Genomic DNA, 23,913 nt, shown 5'->3' on the forward strand with positions numbered 1-23,913 from the left:
TACCTCGCACCCGCCGACTCCTCAGTCCAGGTGGCACTCGCCCGCTCACAGTGTCGTCCCCGACATCAAAGCGAGTGAACCAGCTCGACTACCCGAGTCAGAACACTCGGGTCCGTCTCCGGGAGAACACCATGACCCAGGTTGAAGATATGACCGACCGCGCCCGCTTCGATGGCGTCGTCCGCGTCGGCAAGGACACGACGGACCTCGCGCTCGACGGCCGACCAGTCGCCAAGCAGAAGTGCGGGGTCCAGGTTGCCCTGCAGTGCCTTGCCCGGGCCGACGCGGCGCGCCGCCTCCGCGAGCGGAACCCGCCAGTCGACGCCAACCACGTCCGCGCCGGCTTCGCCCATCGCGCCGAGCAATTCGCCCGTTCCGACGCCGAAGTGAATACGCGGAATCCCGGCAGACTTCACCGCCTCGAAAACACGCTTGGAGTGCGGCATGACGAACGTGCGGTAATCCGCGAGCGACAGCGCGCCAGCCCACGAGTCGAACAGCTGGACCGCGTCGACGCCGGCCTCGATCTGGACCTGCAGGAAGGAGATCGTGATGTCGGTCAGCGCACCGAGCAGCGCGTGCCACGTCGTCGGGTCGCTGTGCATGAGCGACTTGGTGCGGTCGTGATGGCGACTCGGACCGCCCTCGACGAGGTAGGACGCCAAGGTGAACGGCGCACCCGCGAAACCGATGAGCGCAGTCTCGCCCAGCTCGGCCGTCAGCAGGCGGATCGCGGACGACACCGCTTCGACCTGAGCGGGCTCGAGTCGCGGCAGGCGCGCGACGTCCGCGGCCGAACGAATCGGCGACGCCACCACCGGCCCGACACCGCCAACGATGTCGAGGTCGATCCCGGCAGCCTTGAGCGGCACGACGATGTCAGAGAACAGAATTGCCGCATCGACGCCGTGGCGGCGCACCGGCTGCATCGTGATCTCACACACCAGCTCGGCGTTGAAGCACGACTCCAACATGCCCACTCCCGCGCGAATCTCGCGGTACTCCGGCAGCGAGCGGCCGGCCTGGCGCATGAACCACACCGGTCGGTGAACCGGCTTACGGCCCGCGGCCGCAGCCAACAGCGGAGCGGCCGGAAGTTCGCGTCGGCCTGAGGAAAGTTCGGATTGCGGAGTCATCGCCTTCGATCGTCTCATGCCTTCGACCTGGGACGGTTGTGCCGGGGCACAGTGGCACGGCGCGCCAGACTGCCGTACAGCCATTGACAGGACTAACCTGAGAATTTGTGACCAAGCCTGAGACGGGAGAACCACCGGAGTTTCGCGCCGCAATCGACGCGATGCACACCGCTGTCGTTCACCCGCGGATCGAGCTGAGTCCAATTCGCCCTCCGCAACGACTTGCTCCATATGCGTATGCGCTCGGCGCAGAAGTGCAACAGCCGGATGCCGGCGCAATTCCGGAGGAATCGGAAGGCGACGCATTCGGACGCCTGATTTTGCTTTACGACCCAAATGGCGGCGAAGCCTGGAATGGCACCATGCGGCTCGTCTCGTATTTTCAGGCGGACGTCGACGAAGATCTCGCCGTGGACCCGTTGTTGCCTGAGGTCGCGTGGAGTTGGCTGGTCGACGCATTGGCAAATCGCGGTCAGGACGTCAGCGCGCTAGGCGGCACGGTGACCGCCACGAGCTCGGTGCGCTTCGGTGACATCACCGGTCCGCCGCGGGCCCACCAGCTGGAACTTCGTGCGAGCTGGACGCCCCACACCGATCAACTCGGTCCGCATGTCGAGGCTTTCTGCGAGGTGCTCGCATCGGCCGCCGGCCTTCCGCCAGAGGGTATTACGTCGATTGCGCTTCCGAAACAACGCGGAACGACAACGAAATTCGGAATTCCTCACTAACAGACCTTGATCGAGTGGCGGCTCACTAGTATCACTCGATATGGCGCGGCTGAGCGAACTCCAATCTGGCTTTTTGAAGCTGGAGACTCCGGCGCAGCTGCTGCACGTTTGCTACGTGGCCGAACTCGACCCTGCAACCATTACCGGCGGATATTCCTTCGCAGCGTTCCAACCGGCCCTTGGTTCATACATCCGCGCAATTCCCGGAGCCCGCAGCAAAGTTTTCGATTCGCTGTTCAATCTCGACACTCCGGTTCTCGCGGACGACGACAACTTCGATATCGACCGCCATTGCCACCGCATCACAGTTCCGGCTCCTGGTGAGCCCGAGCAGCTTTCGGAAGCGATCGCCCACATCGCCGGCCAGCCGCTCGACCGTTCGCGGGCCCTGTGGGAAGCGTGGGTCATCGAAGGTTCGTCGTCCGGTCACATCGTTCTGCTGATGAAGATCCATCTCACGGTCCTGTCTGGCGACCCGGACCTGAACATCTTCGGGCGCCTCTGCAGTGCGACGGCCGATGCCGAACTGCCCGAGCCCGTCGTTCGGGAACAGCACCCGAATCCGCTCGGTCTTGCTCTCGGTGGGTTGTTCGGCGCCTCGCAGCGCCCGGTGCGCGCCCTGGGTGAATTCGCACTGTCGATCCCCCAGATTCCCGGCCAGCTCATCGGCAGCGTCCGCCGCCGCTCGGTTCCGCTGACCCCGTTCAACCGGACGATCACGGGCCGGCGCAACGTCGCCTACCTGCAGCTCGGCCTCAAAGAGGTCGACGTCATCACGAACGCGTTCGGTGTTCGCGTGAACGACGTCATCATCACGTTGGTTGCGCGCGCTCTCCGGATGTACCTCGAAGACCGCGGCGAACTTCCCTCGAAGGCACTTGGCGCTCTCGAGACCGTCGCCATCCGCAACAAGAAGAAGAACGCCAAAATCCGCCTGCAGGAGGCGGTGACGACCCTGCATTCGGAGATCGACGATCCGATCGAGCAGCTCAGTGCCACGGTCGCCGCGCATGAGTCGTCGATTCCGCTGACTGCGGTGCCGGCCGGCGAACTGCGCACCGCGGAACCGTTCACGAGTCCCGGTTACGTCGCCGACGCGATGCGGGCCTACACACAGCTGCGACTCGGCGGTTCGCGTGGTTCGTACAACTTGCTCGTTGCCAACGTCCCCGGTCCGCAGCAGCCGATGTACCTCCTGGGTGCACGCATGGTCGGTTACTACGCGCTCGGTCCGGTCCTGCAAGGTGCAGGCCTCACGATCACCGTCACGTCGCTCGAGGACAAACTCAACGTCGCGCTCATCGCGTCCGCGGAGTTGGTGCCAGACCTGTGGTCCCTGGCCGACGCCTTCTCCGACGCGCTCGACGAACTCGCGGCGGCGGCCGACGCCACCCCATGACCGAACCCGAGTTGCGCTCGCTCGATCACCCGAGTGAGGGCGTTCCCGATGTCGTCACCACCGCGGCCGGCGTGGCGCAAGCGGCACAAGAACTCGCTGCGGGAACCGGACCGGTGGCAGTCGACGCCGAACGGGCCTCGGGGTATCGCTATTCGGCGCGGGCTTACCTGATCCAATTGCGGCGCAAAGGCTCCGGGACGTTCCTCATCGACCCGATCGGCGTCCGAATCGAAGAGTTCGCTCCCCTCGCCGAGGCGCTGCGCGAGCCCGAGTGGATTCTGCATTCGGCCGATCAGGACCTGCCCGGGCTCGCCGAACTCGGTTTGGTGCCCAAGCGCATCTTCGACACCGAGCTCGCCGGACGCCTCTGCGGACACGAACGGGTCGGTCTGGCCGCGATGGTGGCGAACACGCTCGGTTTCGAACTGAAGAAGGGCCACGGCGCCGCGGACTGGTCCCAGCGACCACTGCCGCATGAATGGCTCGTCTATGCCGCGCTCGACGTCGAACTCCTCATCGAACTTCGCGACCAGATCGCCGCCGAACTCGAGGAGCAGGGCAAGACCGATTGGGCGGCCGAGGAATTCGACTACGAGCGACTCAAGCCCCCACCGCGCCACAACCCGGAACGCTGGCGTCGAACTTCGCAGATCCACACGCTGCGAAAGCCCCGACAACTGGCCGCGGTCCGCGAGCTGTGGCTGGCACGCGATGAGATCGCACGTACCCGGGACATCGCACCGGGCCGGATTCTTCCCGATGCGGCAATCATCCAGGCCGCAGTCCAAGACCCGCAGTCGGCCAACGATCTGCGTCAACTCGCCGTGTTCGGCAGCCCCCGTCAGCGCCGCAACACCGTAGCCTGGCTGCAGGCACTCAATCGCGCACGCGCTCTTGACGAAGACGACCTGCCACCCGTCTCGCTCCCGCAGATCGGTCCGCCGCCGGCCAACCGCTGGGCTCGCCGCAATCCCGAGGCGGCCGACCGACTCACTGCCGCGCGAACCGAGCTGATGGCATTGAGTGAAGAAGTCAAGGTGCCGCTCGAGAACCTCGTGTCACCGGAGTTGGTTCGACGACTGTGCTGGGACTGGTCGCCCACGACGGACCCAGCCCAATACATCGATGAAACCTTCGCCGCCGGGGGTGCAAGACAGTGGCAGCGTCAACTGACAGTGCCCCGCTTGGCCGCAGCTATCGGCTGACGTTCACTCCGGCCAGCCAGTCCGAGACCGACTTCGCCACACCGGCGCCGGTAAGGCCCAGTTCCTTGAGGATCTCGCCGCGCGTCGCGTGGTCGAGGAACCGTTGCGGTACACCCAGGTTCCGGCACGCGACGTCGACACCCGCAGTGCGCAGCGCAGCCGACACCGACGACCCCACGCCACCGTGCAGCCCACTGTCTTCGACCGTGACGACGAGACGGAATTCCTCGGCGAACTTCAGGAGCGAATCCGACACCGGAATGATCCAGCGCGGATCGACGACGGTCACACTCACACCCTGATCGGTGAGCTGACGAGCCGCCTCCAGAGCAATCGGAGCCATCGCGCCGACGGCGACGACGAGCACGTCCTTGCGTGCCGAAGCATGCAGGATGTCGACACCGTCGAGATGGTCGATCGCTTCGACGTCTGCACCGATCGCTCCCTTGGGGAAACGCAGCGCGGTCGGACCGTCGGAGATGGCCAGTGCCTCCGAAAGCTCGGCGCGGAGCGTCGCCGCATCACGCGGTGCGGCAACGCGCATCCCGGGAACGATGCCCAGGAGCGAAAGGTCCCACATACCGTTGTGGCTCGCACCGTCGTTGCCGGTGATTCCAGCGCGGTCGAGCACGAGCGTGACCGGCAGCTTGAGCAGCGCAACGTCCATGAGGAGCTGGTCGAACGCGCGGTTCAGGAACGTGGAGTACACGGCGACGACCGGGTGCAGACCGCCGATCGCCAGACCTGCCGCCGAGGTCAGAGCGTGCTGCTCGGCGATCCCGACGTCGACCATCCGGTTCGGGAAGCGCTGCCCGAACGCGGCCAGGCCCGTCGGACCGGGCATTGCCGCGGTGATCGCCACGATGTCTTCGCGCTGTTCACCGTGTTCGATGAGCGCCTGGGAGAACACCGACGTCCAATCCATGGCCGGTGTGCTCTTCGCGCGACCGGTCAGCGGGTCGATGATGACGCACGCGTGCATCTTCTCGGCCTCGTCGTGCTCAGCGGGCTCGTAGCCCATGCCCTTGCGGGTGACGGCGTGCACGATGACCGATTCGCCAAAGTCTTTGGCGCGCTGCAGCGCCGCCTCGACTGCCGGGAGGTCGTGGCCGTCCACCGGTCCGAGGTACTTGAGACCGAGGTCGCTGAAGAGCTCCTGTGGGCTCATCATGTCTTTCACGCCGGCTTTCACGCCGTGCAAGAACTTGTAGGCCGTGTCGCCCGCGGGCCCCAGCTGCTGCAGCTGCTTCTTGCCGCTTGCCAGCACCTTCTCGTAGCCCGGCTTGAGTCGCAGCGACGACAACCGATCCGCGACTCCGCCGATCGTCGGCGCGTACGAGCGGCCGTTGTCATTGACCACGACGACCACCGGTCGGTGCTTGGATGCCGCGATGTTGTTCAGGGCTTCCCAGCACATGCCACCGGTGAGCGCGCCATCGCCGACGACAGCGACGACATGCCGTTCCTGACCGGTGAGCTCGAAGGCCTTGGCCAGGCCGTCGGCATACGACAGTGCCGCGGAGGCGTGCGACGACTCGACCCAGTCGTGTTCGCTCTCGGCGCGACTCGGGTAGCCGGACAGGCCACCGCGCTGGCGCAGCGTGTCGAACTGGTCCTTACGGCCCGTCAGGATCTTGTGCACGTACGCCTGGTGACCGGTGTCGAAGAGGATCGCATCGGTGGGAGAGTCGAACACCCGGTGAAGACCCAGAGTCAGCTCCACAACACCGAGGTTCGGTCCGAGATGACCACCCGTCGCCGAGACCTTCGCAACGAGGAAGTCGCGAATCTCATTCGCCAGGTCGGTGAGCTCATCGCCGCTCAGTTCACGGAGATCCTCCGGCCGGTTGATCCGGGAAAGAATTCCCAAACCGAAACTCCCTCCCGGTCGAGTTCATGTCGCACCGCGGGCCATGTTCCGGCGACGACGCTGTGTGGACACCGTACCCGGTGCGCTACCGGCACGGTTCCATGGCTATTGGCAAGTTTACGGAGCCAGCGGACTTTGTCCCACTTTAGGGGTGAAAGCCACACTTGGATCTAAGGCGTCGGCGCAGATCACCTCATGCGGTAGCGGGTGTCAGTGACGCCAGACATTCCATGTGATGGGTGAGCGGGAAGGCATCGAAGGCGCGGATTTCGTCGATTCGATAGCCAAGTTCTTGGAAAAGTCCCAGGTCACGTGCGAAAGACGCCGGATCACAACCGATTTGAATGATCTTCCCAGGCCGGTGCGCGGTCACGAGCCGGGCGACTTCCTTGCCGGTCCCTTTTCGCGGCGGATCCAGCACCACAACGTCCGGCGTTCCGCGGACCTTGCGTAGTCCCACCTCGGTTCGCGCGGTGATGAAATGGATCGGCAGGTCCTCGAGGGCGATCGCCCCGTCACGCACCGCTTCCTGGCCGAATTCGATCGCCACGACGTTCGCGCCACCTTCGGCAAGCCGCGCCGCGAACACCCCGACGCCGGCATACAGGTCCCAGGCGGTCGCCGGACTCCCCGCCCAGCCCGCGACGACGTCCGAATACGTCGAAGCTGCGGCGGAATGTGCCTGCCAGAACCCGCTTGCGGAAACCTCCCACCGGCGGCCGGCGACACGTTGCACCGCACGGCCGTTTCCCTTCACCACTCGGCGGTCCGCGATGACGTGTTGGGTGCCGTCGTCGTCGAACGCCGCGACCACCTCGGTGTCGACGGCGAATCGCCGATCAGCGATCCCGTCGAGCAGTCCGGCGACCGGCTGCGCGCACGCAACACCGGAAACCACCTCGCTGCCGCGGTACTTGCGGAATCCGGCATGACCGTCCGCGCCCACCGCCAGCCGCACGCGGGTCCGGTACCCGGTCCCGTCGGACCGTCCAGGCAGCGCTTCGACGGCTCCTGTCCAATCGATGTGTGCCAGTCGGCGAAGTTGCTCCGCGACGACGAAGGCCTTGATCGAGCGAGACGCCCCGATCTCCGCATGCGCGAGGTCGCAACATCCCGACCCGGCTGCCGCGGCCGCACACACCGGCGCGACGCGATCCTTCGACGCCTCGATGACCTCGATCACGTCGGCGCGACAGAAGGACTTTCCCCGGTCTTCGGTGATGTCGACGGCGACCCGCTCACCGGGGAGCCCACCGTGCACAAAGATCACGCGGCCTTCGTGGCGCGCCACGCACAATCCACCGTGCGCGGGGTTTCCGAGCTCAACTTCGAAGCGTTGGCCGTACCAGTCGGTCATCTCTAGGCGTCTTCGTAGCCGCGGCGAACCGCGCCGGCCACGGATTCAATGTCGTTGGCCTTGACGCGCGCCGACGAGCGAAGCTGCCACGGCACGCTCGTCACCATGACGCCGGGTTCGAAGAGCAGACGTCCCTTGAGTCGAAGCGCACTCTGGTTGTGCAGAATCTGCTCCCACCAGTGGCCGACGACGTACTCCGGGATGAACACCGTCACGACGTCCCGTGGGGCGTCCTTGCGAACGCGCTTCACATAGTCCAGGACCGGCTTGGTGACTTCGCGATATGGCGACTCCACGACCTTGAGCGGCACCGCGATCTCGGCCTTCTCCCATTCGCGGACAAGCCGGCGAGTGTCGGGTTCGTCGACGTTGACGGTGATGGCTTCCAGGTTGTCCGGCCGCGTGGCCCGCGCATAGGCGAGCGCACGGAGCGTTGGGAGGTGCAGCTTGGATACCAACACGATGGAGTGCGTCCGGCTGGGCAGGACGCCTTCCCATTCGTGCTCTTCGAGCTCGCGGGAGACGGAGTCGTAGTGCTTCCGGATCAGCGTCATGATCACGAAGATGATGATCATGACGAGGATCGCGTACTTCGCACCCTCGATGAACTTCGTGACGAGCACGATGACCAGCACCACGGCAGTGCACGTCAGGCCGATCACGTTGATGACCCGGGATCGCATCATCCGGAGCCGCGCCGCACGATCCGTCTCGGTCTTGAGCAGACGGGTCCAGTGGATCGTCATACCGGTTTGACTGAGAACGAACGAGACGAACACACCCACGATGTAGAGGTGAATCAGCTGCGTCACCTCGGCCTTGTACGCGACGACGAAGGCGATCGCGCCGGCGGCCAGGAAGATGATGCCGTTGCTGAACGCCAGGCGGTCACCGCGAGTGTGCAACTGGCGCGGCAGGAAGCGGTCCTGCGCGAGCACCGAGCCCAGCACGGGGAAGCCGTTGAACGCGGTGTTGGCGGCCAGAACGAGGATGAGCGCGGTGATCCCGGCGATGAAGTAGAAGCCGACGGGGAAACCGCTGAAGACGGCATTGGCGACCTGCGCGACGAGGGTCTTCTGCTGGTAACCGTCCGGTGCACCGATGAGATGCGACGGGTCGTGTGCCTGGACGACGCCGATCTTGCGGGCGAGGAAGAGAATGCCCATGAACATCGTGACGGCGATGACGCCGAGGATCAGGAGTGTCGTCGCCGCGTTCTTCGACTTTGGCTTCTTGAACGCCGGAACACCGTTGCTGATCGCCTCGACACCGGTCAGGGCCGCACAACCGGAGGAGAAGGCCCGAGCCAGAAGCATTGCGAACGCGAAGCCGACGAGATGTTCGGTGTGCTCCGGTATGAGGCCGTAGTTGGCGGACTCCGCGCGCACGTTGTCGCCCAGCACGTAGATCCGGAACATTCCCCAGATCAGCATCGCGATCATGCCGAACATGAAGGCGTACGTCGGGACCGCGAACACCACTCCGGACTCCCGGATGCCACGCAGGTTGATCGTGGTGAGGATGACGATCGCGATGACCGCGAACCCGACCTTGTGGTGCGCGATGAACGGGAACGCCGATCCGATGGTCGACGCCGCCGAAGCGATCGAAACGGCGACAGTCAGGACGTAGTCGACGAGGAGTGCGCTGGCGACGGTCAGTCCGGCGGTCCGTCCGAGGTTCGTCGTGGCGACCTCGTAGTCACCACCGCCCGATGGATACGCGTGCACGTTCTGCCGGTAGCTCGCGACGACGATCGCCATGACGAGCGAGACGGCGAGCCCGACCCAGACCGAATAGACGTACGACGTCAGCCCCGCGACCGAGAGCACCAGGAAGATTTCCTCCGGTGCGTACGCCACCGAGGACAGCGCGTCAGAGGCGAAAACCGGAAGCGCGATGCGCTTCGGCAGCAGTGCGTGTCCGAGCGTGTCACTGCGAAAGGGGCGTCCCACGAGGAGTCGCTTCGTCGCAGTCATCAGCCGAGCCACGGAGAAAACTGTAAGCCGTCGACGATCTTGCGCGCAGACGCCTGTAGACAATCGACGATCAAGCTCCACCAATCGGCAATAAAGGAAGGGGCGAAATGTTGCCGGAACGGCCGGTAGCGTGCGGGGCATGTATGTGGTGGTGATGGGATGCGGCCGTGTCGGCGCATCACTGGCCAAGGCGCTCGTGCGCGTCGGCCATGAGGTAGCAGTGATCGACCGGGACGGGAACGCGTTCCTCCGGCTCGGCGACAACTTCCCTGGGCGCACTGTCGTCGGCATGGGGTTCGACCGAGACGTGCTGGTCAAGGCCGGAATCGAGAAGGCTGACGCCTTCGCTGCGGTGTCGTCCGGAGACAACTCGAACATCATCTCCGCGCGCGTCGCCCGCGAGATCTTCGGCGTCGAGCGAGTGGTCGCGCGCATCTATGACGCCAAGCGCGCAGCGGTGTATGAGCGGCTCGGAATTCCGACCGTCGCGACCGTTCCGTGGACGACCGATCGCTTCCTGCACACGCTCATCCACGACGGCCAGCCCACGAAATGGCGCGATCCATCAGGCGCCGTCGCAGTGGCAGAGCTCACACTTCACGAGGACTGGATAGGCCACGCGGTGCGCGATCTCGAGTCCGCGCTGCACGCCCGCGTCGCATTCATCATCCGTTTCGGCGATGGCGTACTCCCCGACCGGAAGACCCTTATCCAGTCCGGCGATATCGTCTACATCGCCGCGGTGTCGGGCACCGTCGGTGAAGCGGTCGCGCTGGCCCACAACCCTCCCCCTTCGGAAAGCTGAGCGGACGGCACAATGCGAGTCGCAATTGCAGGCGCGGGTGCGGTCGGACGTTCGATCGCCCGCGAGCTCATCCGGAACAACCACGAAGTCACACTCATCGAGCGATTGGTTGAGCACGTCGACCGGGCCGCGATCCCGGAAGCCAACTGGGTGCTCGCCGATGCGTGCGAGTTGGCGCTCCTCGAAGGCGCGCACCTGGAAACGTTCGACACCGTCATCGCCGCGACGGGTGACGACAAGGTCAATGTGGTGGTGAGCCTGCTCGCCAAAACCGAGTTCGGCGTCCGCCGCGTCGTGGCCCGAGTCAACGATCCCCGCAACGAGTGGCTCTTTGACGCTCAGTGGGGTGTGGACGTCGCGGTCTCGACGCCGCGGATCATCGCCTCGCTCGTTGAGGAAGCGGTGTCGGTCGGCGACCTCGTCCGACTGATGACGCTCCGTCAGGGCCAGGCGAACCTCGTCGAGTTCACGCTGCCGCCCAACACTCCCCTGGCGGGCAAGCCGGTCCGGAAGCTGCAGCTACCGCGTGATGCCGCGCTGGTGACCATCCTGCGCGGCGGACGCGTCATCGTGCCGCAGAGCGATGATCCGCTCGAAGGCGGCGACGAACTGTTGTTCGTGGCATCCGGCGAGGTCGAGGACGAACTGCGATCCGCGGTGGGACTCGCGCACCGATCAAACGACGACGGATAAGGCTCAGCCGGCGGTCGGTTGAGTCTGGGTCGTTTCGTCTTCGTCCTGCGGCTTGGGGTCGGTGTGCCCAGCCCGGCGAACGGCCCAGATCGTCACGAGGGTCGCGAGCGCCGTGATGCCCCAACCCATCATCTTCACGATGCCGAGCAGGGTCGCCTGGTTGGTGACGTAAAGCCACGACTGCACGCTGCCGCGCACGAGAAACGAGACTGCCCAGACCGCGGTCGCGATGTCGTAGGCACGCAGCGCCCGGCGATCGTGACGCCAGTCCTGGCTCATCCCCTTGACGAACGTCCACATGACACCGGCAAGCGGGCGGCGCACCAGGATCGAAATGGTGAACGCGAGTCCCCAGACCAGGTTCAGCACGATCCCGTAGAGGTAGAAGCCCCTCGCCTCGCCGAGAAGGTGTGCGATGAGCGCCGAGATTCCGACTCCGATGAATCCGGATATCGCGGGAGTGAGGTTCTCGCGGCGCACAACGCGCCACAGCATGATCGCGGCGGCCACGCCGAGCGCCGAGTACAGCGCGACGTTCAGCGTCGACAGCAGATTGACGGGAATGAACACCGCCACCGGCAGTGAGGAATAGACGAGGCCGCTGATGCCGCCCATCTGCTCCATCAGCGTGGGTTCGCCTTGGTCAGTCACCAGACGAGGGTACAGCGTGGGCGGAGAACGCCCCTAGAGCGCTTCGCGCAGCTCGTAGTAAGGGTTGTAGATGACCTTCTCGCCGGCGCGCTCGCCGACGCGGCCACGGACCATGACGCGCTTGCCGGGTTCGATACCCGGGATGCGGCGCTGGCCCATCCAGACCAGTGTCACGGTGTCGGTGCCGTCAAAGAACTCGGCTTCCAACGATGCGCCAGCACATCGCGGCGCCATCTCGACGCTCCGCAGACGACCCAGCATGGTGACCTCATCACCACGGCAGCATTCGGAAGCTCGACACGCGCCGGAGGCGTCAGCAGTCTCCGCCATCTCCTCCGCATCAAGCCGATCAAGATCTTCTGTCAACCGACGGCCAAGCCGGCGCAGGTATCCTGCGTGTGCAGCCATTGCACGCTCCTTGAGACGGTGAGCCCAGATTTTGGTCTTGCCCTCTACCCAAACTCTAGACCTGACATGGACTCCTCGCGAGTAAGTCAAGTTTGCAGTGTCGGCCGCGATCAAGTTGTTGGCGCTTTGTGACACAAAGGAGATCTCTTTCCATGGCGTCTCCGAAATCCGTTGCACTGAAAGCTGTTTCGTTGCCCGGCACAGGCATGGACCAACACCTTGCACGAGCCGCATTCGGCCCCGGGTTGGCCTCCAGAGGCGTAGATGTGATCGCTATCACTCCCGCGCCCGCGCGGCTCATCGAGGGCTACTTCGAGGCCATCGAAAAGGTCGCGGAAACCGCCGAACGTCTTGTCTTGACCGGAATTTCGATCGGTGCGGTGGTGTCGGTGCAGTGGGCGCTCGCCAATCCCACCCGAGTGGCGGCCGTCATAGCCGCGCTGCCCCCATGGACCGACAGCCCGGCCGACGCGCCAGCTGCGTTGAGTGCCGCATACACCGCACAGTCCCTGCGAGCCGAAGGACTCGAGCCGGTTGTCGCGGCTATGCGCGGATCAAGTCCACCGTGGCTCGCGGACCTCGTCGAACGCGCCTGGCGCGCGCAGTGGCCTGATCTGGCCGTCGCGATGGAGGCCGTCTCGACCTACGCGCACCCGACGAGTGCCGAACTCAAGCACCTCGATGTTCCGGTGGCACTCGTGGGCGCGATCGACGATCTCGTCCACCCTGATCACGTGTGTGACGACTGGGCTGCGCTCATCCCGCGCAGCGCCGTCGCCAAGGTGCCGCTATCCGACATCGGACTCGACGTCGGGCTGATCGGTCACGCCGGGATTCGCGCATTGGAATCCCTCGGCGTCACTTTCTGATCAGGCTTCCTGCTGCTCCGACTGTTGCTCGATCCGCATCTGGTGCGCCTGTGCAAGCTGCTCGGCCATCGGCGGCGGCAGCGTGATCGGCAGCGGCGACTTCGGCGGGTGCGGATCGGTCCCCCGGCGGACGACGGTCGACGCCAGGATCGCGCGCGACGCTGCGGTCAGCTCGCTGTCCGCAGCAGCCGAGCCGGCCGGGCCGGCGGCCACGAGCCGGATCATCCAGCGGTAGCCGTCGACGCCGATGAACCGGAGCTCCGCCTGCTGAGTCAGTGCGACCAGCTCGTTGCCCCACGGGCCGGCTTCGAGCGACAACGCGGCCGACTGCGCTTCCATCGAGTTCGACAGTTCGCCGATCACCGATTCCCAGGTACCCGGACTCTTGGGAGCCGCGTAGGCGGCAACGGTGACGCGGCCAGACGGCAGCATCAGGTGCACGGCCTGCGGCGAGCCATCGGGGGCCATCTCGACCTGGAGCTGCCCGCCCGGCGGAATCGGCACATTCACAGATCCGAGGTCGAGGCGTTGATCGCCCTCGAGGACGTCCGAGTCGACCTCATCGGCGCTGAACGGACCACCGGTCAGTTCCGGTGCGAAACCCGGCTGCTCGGGCGCCTCGACCGCTGCTTCCTCGACGGCGTCCATGGTTTCCTCGACGACCGGTTGCGGGGCAGCCTTTTTACGACCGAACACTTATTCCCCCGATCCGTTCGCGCTCACGAGGCTCGCGTGGCCGCCGCTCGATCCGTAGCCGCCCTCGCCGCGCGCAGAGTCGGTCAGTTCGTCGACCTCGACGAAGTCGACGAGCTCGACCCGCTGGACCAGCAGCTGAGCGACACGGTCGCCACGCTTGATGTGGATCGGCTCCCGCAAGTCGTGGTTGATGAGGCACACCTTGATCTCGCCGCGGTACCCCGCGTCGACGGTTCCGGGCGTGTTCACGACCGACAGACCGGAACGCGCGGCCAGGCCGGAGCGCGGATGGATCAGTCCGACCGTTCCGAACGGCAGGGCCATCGAGATTCCCGTGCCGACGAGCACGCGCTCGCCCGGCGGAATCGTCACGTCGATGGTCGACTGCAGGTCCACGCCAGCGTCACCGGGGTGCGCTCTCGTCGGAACCGGAAGGTCAGGATCAAGCCGCACGATCGGCACCGCGTTCAGTCCGCTCACGGTGGCAGAGCCTACGCGCACCCGGAGTCCTCAGCAGGACGTAGGGCACACGTCGCTAGTGTTGACCGCGTGAGCGATGTTGTGCGATACCGGGAAACCCAGCCCGTGCCGTGGTGGTGGTATCTCATCGGCCTCGGCGTGGCGGCGGTTCTGGCCGCGGAGTTCGTCATGGGCGTCGAAGTGCCGCCCTGGATTTCGTTCGGCTTGCTATTGCCGATCCCCGTGATCCTGCTGATCGCGATGAGCCGTTCGCGCCTCGAGGTCACCGGTGGTGATGAGCCCGAACTCGTCGTCGGTCGCGCTCACCTTCCCGTGCACTTCATCAGCAAGGCTGCGGTCGTGCCGCAGTCGGCGAAGAGCGCGGCGATGGGCCGACAGTTCGACCCCGCCGCATTCCTCGTCCACCGTCCGTGGGTCAAGCACATGGTCCTCGTCGTCCTCGACGATCCGGACGACCCCACGCCCTACTGGTTGTTCAGCGCCAAGAAGCCGGAAGCCGTGGTGGCCGCACTGGGCGTGACGAGCGACCGGGCATAAAATCCCGATCGATTGCCGTATCGCCTACCTGATCAGGTTGGTGATACGGCAATCGATCGGGATTGGACAGGAGTTCAGGCCCCCACGTACTCCGCCAGATGCTGACCCGTCAGCGTCGACTTTCCGGCCACGAGGTCGGCGGGAGTCCCCTCGAACACGATTCGGCCGCCGTCATGACCGGCTCCCGGACCCAGATCGATGATCCAGTCCGCATGTGCCATGACCGCCTGGTGGTGCTCGATGACAATGACGGACTTTCCCGACTCGACCAGTCGGTCGAGAAGACCGAGAAGTTGCTGCACGTCGGCGAGGTGCAAACCTGTGGTCGGCTCGTCGAGAACGTAGATCCCGCCCTTCTCGCCGAGGTGGGTCGCCAGCTTGAGACGCTGTCGTTCACCACCAGAGAGCGTGGTCAGTGGCTGACCGATCGCGAGGTATCCCAGCCCGACATCTGCGAGCCGGCCCAGGATGGCGGACGCTGCCGGGATCTTCGACTCACCGTTCGAGAAGAACTCGAACGCCTCCGAAACCGGCATGTCGAGCACTTCGGCGATGTCCCGACCGGCGAGCTTGTATTCGAGAACCGACCCGTCGAAGCGCTTGCCTTCACATTCATCGCACACGGTGGTGACGCTGGCCATGATGCCGAGGTCCGTATAGATGACCCCGGCGCCGTTGCACGCCGGGCACGCACCCTCGGAGTTGGCACTGAACAACGCCGGCTTCACGCCGTTGACCTTCGCGAACGCCTTGCGAATCGGCTCGAGCAAGCCGGTGTACGTCGCCGGGTTGCTGCGGCGGGACCCCTTGATCGCGCCTTGGTCGACCGTGACGACGCCGTCGCGGCTCGCGACCGAACCCTGAATCAGCGAACTCTTCCCTGACCCGGCGACTCCGGTGAGGACGACGAGGAGGCCGAGCGGGATGTTCACGTCGACGTTTTGCAGATTGTGTGCGTTCGCGCCACGTACTTCCAATGCACCCGACGCGGCCCGTACGGAAGGCTTGAGCCTGGCCCGATCGTCGAGGTGCTTGCCCGTCAAGGTTCCGCTCGACCGCAGCCCGTCGACAGTCCCCTCGAACACGACCTGACCGCCTCCGATACCCGCGCCAGGCCCGAGGTCGACGACATGGTCGGCGATCGCGATCGCTTCCGGCTTGTGCTCGACCACGAGGACGGTGTTGCCCTTGTCTCGCAGCTGGAGAAGCAGGTCATTCATGCGCGCAATGTCATGGGGGTGCAGCCCGATCGTGGGCTCGTCAAACACGTAAGTGACGTCCGTCAGCGCCGAACCGAGGTGGCGGATCATCTTGGTGCGTTGGGCTTCGCCACCGGACAGCGTTCCCGAGGGCCGGTCGAGCGACAGGTAGCCCAGACCGATCTCGACGAACGAGTCGAGCGTCTCGCCGAGAACCTTCAGCAGCGGCGCAACTGACGGCTCGTCGAGTTCCCGAACCCAGGCGGCCAAGTCGCTGATCTGCATCGAGCAGACGTCGGCGATGTTGACGCCCTTGATCTTCGAGGATCGCGCCGGCGCTGCGAGCCGGGTGCCGTGACACTCCGGGCACGTCTGGAAGACGACGGCACGCTCGACGAACGCCCGGATGTGCGGCTGCATCGCGTCGACGTCTTTCGACAAGAACGACTTCTGGATCTGCGGAATCAGCCCGAGGTAGGTGAGGTTGATGCCCTCGACCTTGATCTTCGTGGATTCCTTGTACAGAAGGTCGTGAAGCTCGCGTTTGTTGAACTTGTTGATCGGCTTGTCCGGGTCGAAGAATCCGCAGCCGCGGAATATCCGGCCGTACCAGCCCTCCATGCTGTAGCCCGGGATCGTCAGCGCACCCTCGTTGAGGGACTTCGAAGCGTCGTACAGCGCACCGAGGTCGAAATCGGACACCGATCCGGTGCCCTCACAGCGCGAGCACATGCCGCCGAGCCGGTTGAAGGTCGCCTTCTCGGTCTTGGTCTTACCCTCGCCGCGGTCGACGGTGATCGCACCGCTCGCGCGGACCGACGGCACGTTGAAGGCGAAGGCGTTGGGACCGCCGATATGCGGTTCGCCGAGCCGGCTGAACAGTATTCGCAGCATCGCGTTCGCATCGGTCGCGGTTCCCACGGTGGACCGGATGTTCGCGCCCATCCGTTCCTGATCCACGATGATCGCGGTCGTGAGGCCCTCGAGAACGTCGACGTCCGGACGAGCCAACGTCGGCATGAACCCCTGCACGAAGGAGCTGTAGGTCTCGTTGATGAGGCGCTGCGATTCGGCGGCGATGGTGTCGAAGACGAGCGAGCTCTTGCCCGACCCCGAGACACCGGTGAACACCGTGAGTTGCCGCTTGGGAATTTCGACACTGACGTCTTTGAGGTTGTTCTCGCGGGCGCCGGTGACGCGGATAGAGCCGTGAATGGTGCTGTCCATGCGAGTCACGCTAGCGGCGGACCGCCGGGAATCGCTTCTTGATTCGTGATCATTCGGACGAAACCCATCGCGGGGGTGTCCGGACACGCAAACGGGCCGGGGATGTCGCCATCCCCGGCCCGTTCCGTCGTTCGATCAGGCTGCGCAGTCGGTGCAGATCAGCTCGCCGTTCTCGCTGCTGGCGAGACGGCTGCGGTGATGCACCAGGAAGCAGCTCGAGCAGGTGAATTCGTCGGCCTGCTTGGGGATGACGCGTACGGAGAGCTCTTCCCCCGAGAGATCCGCACCCGGGAGCTCAAAGGACTCCGCGGTATCCACCTCATCGATATCGACCGACGAAGACTGCGCCTCACTGCGGCGCGCCTTCAGCTCCTCGAGCGAGTCCTCCGCGAGTTCGTCGGCGTCTCCCCGTCGCGGTGCGTCGTAGTCGGTAGCCATCTTGGTTCCCCTCACACTCATCCAAATCATGGCGGCGGGCTTGACCGTTTTCTCCCGGTCGGGAGCGGCGCCGCCATCCCCCTGTGTCTTGCTTCAACGCTCGGGTACCCGGATGGGTCCCCTGGTCGCGCTCACTGAACGCACCGGCATGCCGGTTTGTTCCCGTGCGCCCGTCGCACCGCACATTCTCGTTGCGCCAGCGGCTGGTGTTACAGCCGACAACACAGTGGAAACGTTGGAAGCAGGCGGCGCAGACAATAACCGATTCAGACGCACAAGCGGGAATCAATCTCGGTGAGTTTCCTAGAATGTGGACACAAGTCCTCCACATGGGCCAATCGGAGCCGTGATCGGGCGCGCGCCGTGTGCGGAATCGCAGCCCCGACGCTCTAGAGTGACGACGTGGTTTCGCTGATCACCGATGGTTCCGCCAACGATCGCACCGGTCGACCGTACAAACGTCGACGGGTCCGTCCGTGGGGAATTCTCGTGGTGTGTCTTTCATTACTCTGCGTCGGTGTGTGGATCTCCGCACTCACGAAGCAGGACACGAACCGGGCTCCGGCAACGTGCAACAGCCCGGGGACGGCCAATGCCCAACCGGGCGATCCGACGCCGGCAAAACTCGGTCAACGCGTCGGCCAGGACGCCCTCGAGGACGTCCAGCCGGCCGCCCTGGTGAGCACCAAAGTCCGCGTGTTCAACGGCAACGGCGTGCGCGGCCAGGCCACGCACATCGCCTCACAGCTGTCGGACTATGGCTTCAACATCGCGCCCGATGGTGTCGGAAACGACCCCGTTTACACCAAGCAGGACTTGGAGTGCACGGGTCAGATTCGGTACGGCGCCAAGGGCAAGGCGACCGCATCAGCGCTCCAGCTCGTCGTCCCATGTGCGGAACTGATCGCGGACAACCGCAGCGATGATGTCGTCGACGTCGCGCTCGGCTCCTACATCGGAAACGACTTGTCGCCGAACTCGGACGCGGACGAGGTTCTGCGCACCCTCAAGGAAGCCACGCCGGGCCAGGCCGCCCCGCCGCTCGACTCCGCTCTCCTGAAGGCCGCGCGTAGCTCCGACTGCTGACGTCCACGCGCCGTCCAAAATTCTTTTGGATTGGTGGGAACTTTCTGCGGTGGGCCCGACTCTTACTTTCCGAATCGCCAAAGAGCGAACGGAACACAGAGAGGGACACCATGAACGGCTACTGGTACGACACCAACGCAGACGGCTACTACGAGACCGCAGAACTCGACACCAACGGCGACGGCTGGCTCGACACCATCGCGGTCGACAGCAACGTGGACGGTTACTTCGACTACGCCGAGACGGACACTGACGGCGACGGCTACACCGACACCGCCTACTACAGCTGAGACCCCGAAATCACACGGGAATAGGGCCCACCGCATTCAGATCGCGGAGGGTATTGGCAAAGGCCTCCGCGACGCTCGGCGCGGAGGCCGCCACTATGTGGCCGGCATTTCCAGCAGCATCTGCGGCCGGTAATTCCACGGCGGCGCCCGCTTCCTGGGCGATGAGGGCCCCGGCCGCCCAGTCCCAGACGTTCAGGCCGTGCTCGTAATAGGCGTCGACCTGCCCCGCAGCGAGCAGGCACAGATCGAGCGCCGCGGAACCCAGGCGCCGAATGTCACGCACGTGCGGCAGCAGTCCGGCCACGATTCGTCCCTGTTCCGCACGCCTCGAGGCGGCGTACCCAAATCCGGTCGCCACCAGGGACATCTGCAACGACGACGGCGTATTGACCCGGAGAGGCGTCCATTCGCCGGTGGGCGAGATTCGATGCGCACCCGCGCCCAACGCGGCCGTATAGGTCTCGCCAGAATTCACGTCGGCGACCGCGCCCGCCACGAAGACGCCCTGGTGCGCCGCAGCGATCGACACCGCATAGGCCGGCAGTCCGTACATGAAGTTCACGGTCCCGTCGATCGGGTCGACGACCCACTGGACCGCCGCATCGGTATTCGCCGGGCCACCGCCTTCTTCGCCGAGTACCGAATCTCCCGGCCGACGACTGTTCAGCGCCTTCCGGATGACTTCCTCGGATTCGGTGTCGACGATCGTCACCGGATCGGTCGGCGAAGACTTGGTCGAGGCGAAGTCCGGTTCCCTTGGGCCCGAATACAACTCAACGCGTCGGCGCCGGACGTGCGCAGCCGCCTCGAGCCCCACTTCGATGGCGACACGCTGCAGGTCGAGAGCAAATTCTCGGGACGTCGCAACGGCGGAAAGTCGACCAGTCGGCGGATTCGAAGTGAACACCTATCGATCGCACCACATGATCACAGGTGTTCGCACTACGGTTCGCGCCTATGAACGAGCGGACCAGACGCGCCTTCGGTGTCGACATCGGCGGCAGCGGAGTCAAGGGGGCACCTGTCGACCTGACCACGGGAGAACTTCTCGCGGATGTCGTCACCATTCCCACGCCGAAACCCGCCACTCCGGATGCGGTCGCGGCGACCGTGGCACAGCTCGTCAACGATGCCGGCTGGGACGGTCCGGTCGGCGTGACACTCCCCTGTGTCGTGGCGGGTGGTCAAGCACAGAGTGCGGCCAACGTCGACCCCGCGTGGATCGGCACGGACGCGCGCAAGTTGTTCAGCTCCGTGCTCGACGGTCGAGACGTCAGTGTCCTGAACGACGCCGATGCCGCCGGCCTCGCCGAGGCTCACTTCGGCGCCGGAAAAGGCACTTCGGGCTTCGTTCTCATGCTCACGTTCGGCACCGGAATCGGATCGGCGCTGCTGCACAACGGAGCACTGCTGCCGAACAGCGAACTCGGACACCTCGAAATCGACGGTCGCGAGGCCGAACATCGCGCCGCTGCTTCGGTGAAGACACGCGAGCAGTTGTCCTTCGAGGACTGGGCGGCAGAAGTCGATCTGGTCCTCAAACGGATCGAGGCACTCCTGTGGCCCGATCTTTTTATTGCGGGTGGCGGAATCAGCGCCGAACACGAGAAGTGGATTCCGCTACTCACCGCGCGTTCCCCTGTTGTCCCAGCTCAGCTGCGTAATACGGCCGGAATTGTCGGCGCGGCGATGGCCGCGGCGACCGGCGTGACGCCCTGATTGTCGAATTCTCACAAGGGCTACGTCGCGCCGCAGGACATAATTCGGCGGCGCGGCGCGCGCAGAACACACCGTCGAGGGTGCTTGTGCAATTCCGGTCGTTACAATGGTCGGTGTGCTTGGCGGTTAGTACCGCCGCAACCCGAAGACTTCCAGCGTCGGAACCAAACTCCGGCGGGTGCTGCTGTGCCGGATAGCCCCCGGCCTTGTGCGCATCGACATGACCGAAAGGGCGTAAGTGGTAGCCGCGAAACCCCGTAAAGCGACGGACACGGAACTCGCTGCCGACAACGCTGACGCAGCGCCAGCGCGCCGGACCCGTGCGACCGCCCCGGGTGGCGCAACCGCGACGAAGGCCCGCGCCACCAAGGCGCCCGCAACGAAGGCAGCGCCGAAGAAGGTCGCAGTAGCCAAGGCTGCAGTCCCTGCAGCCCCGACCGTCGCCGACGAAGACGCCGCGAGCGAGGACCTCGAGACTGAGGACATCGTCACCGAGGACATCGTCGTCGACGACATCGAAGACATCGCCGACCTCGAAATTCCCGAGGACGTCGAAGACATCGAGACCGATGACGACGAAGAAGCCGACGAAGAGGTAGTGCCCGTCGCCGCTGCGGTCGTCAAAGGCCCAGCCACGGTGGCCGCTGAGGCAGCCGAGGACAAGACCTCCGGCGACTTCGTGTGGGACGAGGAAGAGTCCGAGGCGCTCCGTCAGGCCCGCAAGGACGCCGAGCTCACCGCCTCGGCCGACTCGGTCCGCGCGTACCTGAAGCAGATCGGTAAGGTCGCCCTCCTCAACGCCGAGGAGGAGGTCGAACTCGCCAAGCGCATCGAGGCCGGTCTCTTCGCGGTCGAGAAGCTGCGCGAACTCATCGAGGACACCGACGGTATCCTGCCGATGCAGATCAAGCGCGACATGAACTGGATCATCCGCGACGGTAACCGCGCGAAGAACCACCTGCTCGAGGCCAACCTCCGACTCGTCGTCTCGCTCGCCAAGCGCTACACGGGCCGTGGCATGGCGTTCCTGGACCTCATCCAGGAAGGCAACCTCGGTCTGATCCGCGCCGTCGAGAAGTTCGACTACACCAAGGGCTACAAGTTCTCGACCTACGCGACGTGGTGGATCCGCCAGGCGATCACTCGCGCCATGGCCGACCAGGCCCGCACGATCCGTATCCCGGTTCACATGGTCGAGGTCATCAACAAGCTCGGCCGTATCCAGCGTGAACTTCTCCAGGACCTCGGCCGTGAGCCGACTCCGGAAGAGCTCGCCAAGGAAATGGACATCACCCCGGAGAAGGTGCTGGAGATCCAGCAGTACGCCCGGGAGCCCATCTCGCTCGACCAGACCATCGGTGACGAGGGTGACAGCCAACTCGGTGACTTCATCGAGGACAGCGAAGCCGTCGTGGCCGTGGACGCGGTGTCGTTCACGCTTCTCCAGGATCAACTGCAGTCGGTCCTCGAGACGTTGTCCGAGCGCGAAGCCGGTGTCGTTCGTCTGCGCTTCGGTCTGACCGACGGCCAACCGCGCACGCTCGACGAGATCGGCCAGGTCTACGGCGTCACGCGTGAGCGCATCCGCCAGATCGAGTCGAAGACGATGTCGAAGCTGCGTCACCCGAGCCGGTCCCAGGTTTTGCGCGACTACCTGGACTAAATCGATCCAACAAGTGCCTTGCAGGTTTTCCTGCAAGGCACTTGTTCGTTCTGGAGGACACATGTTCGTCGAACTGAGTCACGTGATCCGTGCCGGCATGGTCACCTACCCGGGGCTTCCCGAGCCGGCAATCACGCCGCACCTCACGCGTGACGACTCGCGCGCGCACTACGCGCCGGGCACCGAGTTCGCGATCGACGTCATCACGATGTGCGGCAACACCGGCACCTACCTCGACTCGCCCTTCCATCGGTATCCCGACGGCGGTGATCTCACGACCGTCAGTCTCGAGCAGACGGTCGATGTACCCACGATCGTCGTTCGTGTCGGATCCGGCCTCGCGATCGGTCCGGACCTTCTGAATTCGATCGACGTCGAGGGGAAGGCCGTCCTGCTCCACACCGGAGACGATGCCCGTTTCGGCACCCCGGACTACGCGGTGGGTGCGCACTATCTGACCGAAGCGGGTGCGCACGTGCTCGCCGACCGTGGAGCGGTCTTGGTCGGCATCGACGCCATCAACATCGACCACGTGACACCGCATGGCGCCCGACCAGCGCATACTCTCCTGCTCGCCGCCGGCATCCCGATCGTCGAACACCTGACGAACCTCGAGCAATTACCGGATTCCGGCGCCCTCTTCACCGCTGTTCCGCTGCGGATCGCCGGGTTCGGGACCGTGTCCGTTCGCGCCTTCGCGAAGGTCTAGGTCGCGGCTTTCGCCGCCGCAGACGCCACATACACCGCGATCGCACAGCCCAGCGGAAAGAGCAGTTCGTTGACGGCGATCGGCGCGAAATCACTCCATGCGAGCGACGTGGTCATCGAACGGATCAGGACGTTGAGCAGCCCGAACGTCACGCCCGCGCCCGCGCCGACCGCCATGAAGGTCAGCAGCCGATCGACTCCGCGACCCGACAGCCGATTCAGCATGAAGCCCAAGAAACCGTACTGAACGGCCTTGACCGCGGCGATCAGTAGCAGGGACGACGTCATCGCCTCGGGCTCGACCCCGGACAATTCGTTGACACCGCGCTGTGCGCCCTTCGCGACCCCGAGCGCGATCGGCGCGCACACGAACGCGATCACGGCGGCAACCGGCGCCGTCGACTTCCGAATCGTCGTTCCCGCAGTCACGCCGAAGCAGACGATGACCGACCAACTGACGTTTCCGACCGTCTCGGACAGCACGTTGTCGACCGAGTCCGCGCCGATGGCTCCGGTCACCATCATCGCGAGCTGGATTGCGAGGCCGAGCACGATGGCGAGGACCACGATCGTGCCGATGTTCCGGACGAGATTCTGAGTCGCGGTTGTCTCGGTTTCCGCGTTGGTCATGCGCCAAACACCAATCGGAGTGAGGTCCCGGCAATCTGTCGGCTTTGCGATCATTGTGCAGAACGCGGAACCTTCTCGGACCTTCTTTTCCTGCGTACGCTGCTTTTATCCGGCGTTAGCCGGAAGGAAACCGATCTTCT

Annotated in this window: 24 protein-coding genes; 12 read left to right on the top strand and 12 right to left on the bottom strand. The window is 64.9% G+C overall.

Going from position 1 to position 23,913, the window contains the following annotated elements; all coding sequences use genetic code 11:
• Nucleotides 1–65: 65 nt before the first annotated feature.
• Nucleotides 66–1,136, bottom strand: a complete 1,071-nt coding sequence (hemE, locus tag F600_RS0111250; protein WP_018160715.1) for a uroporphyrinogen decarboxylase — start codon at nucleotides 1,134–1,136, stop codon at nucleotides 66–68.
• Nucleotides 1,137–1,243: 107 nt separating this feature from the next.
• Here hemE and F600_RS0111255 point away from each other — a divergent pair, with 107 nt between their 5' ends.
• From F600_RS0111255 to F600_RS0111265, 3 genes are read left to right on the top strand one after another with little or no spacing between them, the layout of a single operon-like run.
• A complete protein-coding gene (locus F600_RS0111255; RefSeq protein ID WP_018160716.1) occupies nucleotides 1,244–1,864 on the top strand; it encodes a DUF3000 domain-containing protein in 621 nt (206 codons plus the stop codon).
• 40 nt (nucleotides 1,865–1,904) lie between these two features.
• Entirely contained in the window at nucleotides 1,905–3,263 is a 1,359-nt protein-coding gene (locus tag F600_RS0111260) for a wax ester/triacylglycerol synthase family O-acyltransferase (protein WP_018160717.1), read from the top strand.
• Entirely contained in the window at nucleotides 3,260–4,468 is a 1,209-nt protein-coding gene (locus tag F600_RS0111265; RefSeq protein WP_018160718.1) for an HRDC domain-containing protein, read from the top strand. The genes F600_RS0111260 and F600_RS0111265 overlap by 4 nt, the downstream gene beginning before the upstream one ends.
• On the opposite strand, the gene dxs is transcribed toward F600_RS0111265, so the two are convergent.
• From dxs to F600_RS0111280, 3 genes are all read right to left on the bottom strand, one after another.
• Entirely contained in the window at nucleotides 4,458–6,338 is a 1,881-nt protein-coding gene (gene dxs / locus F600_RS0111270) for a 1-deoxy-D-xylulose-5-phosphate synthase (protein ID WP_018160719.1), read from the bottom strand. The two genes, F600_RS0111265 and dxs, sit on opposite strands and share 11 nt — an antisense overlap.
• A gap of 193 nt (nucleotides 6,339–6,531) precedes the next feature.
• Nucleotides 6,532–7,695 carry a class I SAM-dependent RNA methyltransferase gene (locus F600_RS0111275; protein ID WP_018160720.1) on the bottom strand — a complete coding sequence of 388 codons (1,164 nt, stop codon included), beginning with the start codon at nucleotides 7,693–7,695 and terminating at the stop codon, nucleotides 6,532–6,534.
• 2 nt (nucleotides 7,696–7,697) lie between these two features.
• Nucleotides 7,698–9,686, bottom strand: a complete 1,989-nt coding sequence (locus F600_RS0111280; protein WP_026306428.1) for an APC family permease — start codon at nucleotides 9,684–9,686, stop codon at nucleotides 7,698–7,700.
• A 127-nt stretch (nucleotides 9,687–9,813) separates the two neighbouring features.
• Here F600_RS0111280 and F600_RS0111285 point away from each other — a divergent pair, with 127 nt between their 5' ends.
• Together F600_RS0111285 and F600_RS0111290 are read left to right on the top strand one after the other, a co-directional pair.
• Nucleotides 9,814–10,479: a potassium channel family protein gene (locus F600_RS0111285; RefSeq protein ID WP_018160722.1), complete on the top strand. Its 666-nt coding sequence runs from the start codon at nucleotides 9,814–9,816 to the stop codon at nucleotides 10,477–10,479.
• Between the two features lie 12 nt (nucleotides 10,480–10,491).
• Nucleotides 10,492–11,172, top strand: a complete 681-nt coding sequence (locus F600_RS0111290) for a potassium channel family protein (protein WP_018160723.1) — start codon at nucleotides 10,492–10,494, stop codon at nucleotides 11,170–11,172.
• A gap of 3 nt (nucleotides 11,173–11,175) precedes the next feature.
• Here F600_RS0111290 and F600_RS0111295 read toward each other — a convergent pair whose 3' ends face one another.
• Both F600_RS0111295 and F600_RS0111300 read right to left on the bottom strand, forming a co-directional pair.
• Nucleotides 11,176–11,823: a DUF3159 domain-containing protein gene (locus F600_RS0111295; RefSeq protein ID WP_156024534.1), complete on the bottom strand. Its 648-nt coding sequence runs from the start codon at nucleotides 11,821–11,823 to the stop codon at nucleotides 11,176–11,178.
• A gap of 33 nt (nucleotides 11,824–11,856) precedes the next feature.
• Nucleotides 11,857–12,231: an OB-fold nucleic acid binding domain-containing protein gene (locus F600_RS0111300; RefSeq protein WP_026306429.1), complete on the bottom strand. Its 375-nt coding sequence runs from the start codon at nucleotides 12,229–12,231 to the stop codon at nucleotides 11,857–11,859.
• 266 nt (nucleotides 12,232–12,497) lie between these two features.
• Here F600_RS0111300 and F600_RS0111305 point away from each other — a divergent pair, with 266 nt between their 5' ends.
• A complete protein-coding gene (locus F600_RS0111305) occupies nucleotides 12,498–13,100 on the top strand; it encodes an alpha/beta fold hydrolase (protein WP_018160726.1) in 603 nt (200 codons plus the stop codon).
• Here F600_RS0111305 and F600_RS0111310 read toward each other — a convergent pair whose 3' ends face one another.
• Together F600_RS0111310 and dut are read right to left on the bottom strand one after the other, a co-directional pair.
• Nucleotides 13,101–13,796: a DUF3710 domain-containing protein gene (locus F600_RS0111310; protein WP_018160727.1), complete on the bottom strand. Its 696-nt coding sequence runs from the start codon at nucleotides 13,794–13,796 to the stop codon at nucleotides 13,101–13,103.
• Complete coding sequence (gene dut, locus F600_RS0111315) at nucleotides 13,797–14,276, bottom strand: dUTP diphosphatase (protein WP_018160728.1); 480 nt, start codon at nucleotides 14,274–14,276, stop codon at nucleotides 13,797–13,799. It lies immediately after the preceding gene.
• Nucleotides 14,277–14,345: 69 nt separating this feature from the next.
• Here dut and F600_RS0111320 point away from each other — a divergent pair, with 69 nt between their 5' ends.
• The gene (locus tag F600_RS0111320; protein ID WP_018160729.1) at nucleotides 14,346–14,813 is read left to right on the top strand and encodes a DUF3093 domain-containing protein; all 468 of its coding nucleotides are present in this window, start codon (nucleotides 14,346–14,348) and stop codon (nucleotides 14,811–14,813) included.
• A 74-nt stretch (nucleotides 14,814–14,887) separates the two neighbouring features.
• On the opposite strand, the gene F600_RS0111325 is transcribed toward F600_RS0111320, so the two are convergent.
• Nucleotides 14,888–17,239 (bottom strand): ATP-binding cassette domain-containing protein, encoded by a 2,352-nt coding sequence (locus F600_RS0111325; RefSeq protein ID WP_018160730.1) that lies wholly within the window; start codon nucleotides 17,237–17,239, stop codon nucleotides 14,888–14,890.
• Nucleotides 17,240–17,374: 135 nt separating this feature from the next.
• The gene (locus F600_RS0111330) at nucleotides 17,375–17,677 is read right to left on the bottom strand and encodes a DUF4193 domain-containing protein (RefSeq protein WP_018160731.1); all 303 of its coding nucleotides are present in this window, start codon (nucleotides 17,675–17,677) and stop codon (nucleotides 17,375–17,377) included.
• Nucleotides 17,678–18,079: 402 nt separating this feature from the next.
• Here F600_RS0111330 and cei point away from each other — a divergent pair, with 402 nt between their 5' ends.
• Both cei and F600_RS27805 read left to right on the top strand, forming a co-directional pair.
• The gene (gene cei, locus F600_RS0111335; protein ID WP_018160732.1) at nucleotides 18,080–18,763 is read left to right on the top strand and encodes an envelope integrity protein Cei; all 684 of its coding nucleotides are present in this window, start codon (nucleotides 18,080–18,082) and stop codon (nucleotides 18,761–18,763) included.
• Nucleotides 18,764–18,873: 110 nt separating this feature from the next.
• Nucleotides 18,874–19,053: a hypothetical protein gene (locus F600_RS27805; protein WP_018160733.1), complete on the top strand. Its 180-nt coding sequence runs from the start codon at nucleotides 18,874–18,876 to the stop codon at nucleotides 19,051–19,053.
• 10 nt (nucleotides 19,054–19,063) lie between these two features.
• On the opposite strand, the gene F600_RS0111345 is transcribed toward F600_RS27805, so the two are convergent.
• A complete protein-coding gene (locus tag F600_RS0111345) occupies nucleotides 19,064–19,960 on the bottom strand; it encodes an inositol monophosphatase family protein (protein WP_018160734.1) in 897 nt (298 codons plus the stop codon).
• A 50-nt stretch (nucleotides 19,961–20,010) separates the two neighbouring features.
• Between F600_RS0111345 and ppgK the strand changes: the two genes are divergently transcribed.
• The 3 genes from ppgK to F600_RS0111360 all read left to right on the top strand — a co-directional run bounded on the left by ppgK (nucleotide 20,011) and on the right by F600_RS0111360 (nucleotide 23,144).
• A complete protein-coding gene (gene ppgK / locus F600_RS0111350; RefSeq protein WP_018160735.1) occupies nucleotides 20,011–20,772 on the top strand; it encodes a polyphosphate--glucose phosphotransferase in 762 nt (253 codons plus the stop codon).
• Nucleotides 20,773–21,010: 238 nt separating this feature from the next.
• Nucleotides 21,011–22,435 carry an RNA polymerase sigma factor gene (locus F600_RS0111355; protein ID WP_018160736.1) on the top strand — a complete coding sequence of 475 codons (1,425 nt, stop codon included), beginning with the start codon at nucleotides 21,011–21,013 and terminating at the stop codon, nucleotides 22,433–22,435.
• Between the two features lie 61 nt (nucleotides 22,436–22,496).
• Nucleotides 22,497–23,144, top strand: coding sequence for a cyclase family protein (locus F600_RS0111360; RefSeq protein WP_018160737.1), 648 nt, complete (start codon nucleotides 22,497–22,499; stop codon nucleotides 23,142–23,144).
• Here the strand turns inward: F600_RS0111360 and F600_RS0111365 are convergent.
• Nucleotides 23,141–23,773, bottom strand: coding sequence for a hypothetical protein (locus F600_RS0111365; protein WP_018160738.1), 633 nt, complete (start codon nucleotides 23,771–23,773; stop codon nucleotides 23,141–23,143). The two genes, F600_RS0111360 and F600_RS0111365, sit on opposite strands and share 4 nt — an antisense overlap.
• Nucleotides 23,774–23,913: the final 140 nt, after the last annotated feature.

The organism is Smaragdicoccus niigatensis DSM 44881 = NBRC 103563 (assembly GCF_000380645.1).
Lineage (GTDB): Bacteria > Actinomycetota > Actinomycetes > Mycobacteriales > Mycobacteriaceae > Smaragdicoccus > Smaragdicoccus niigatensis.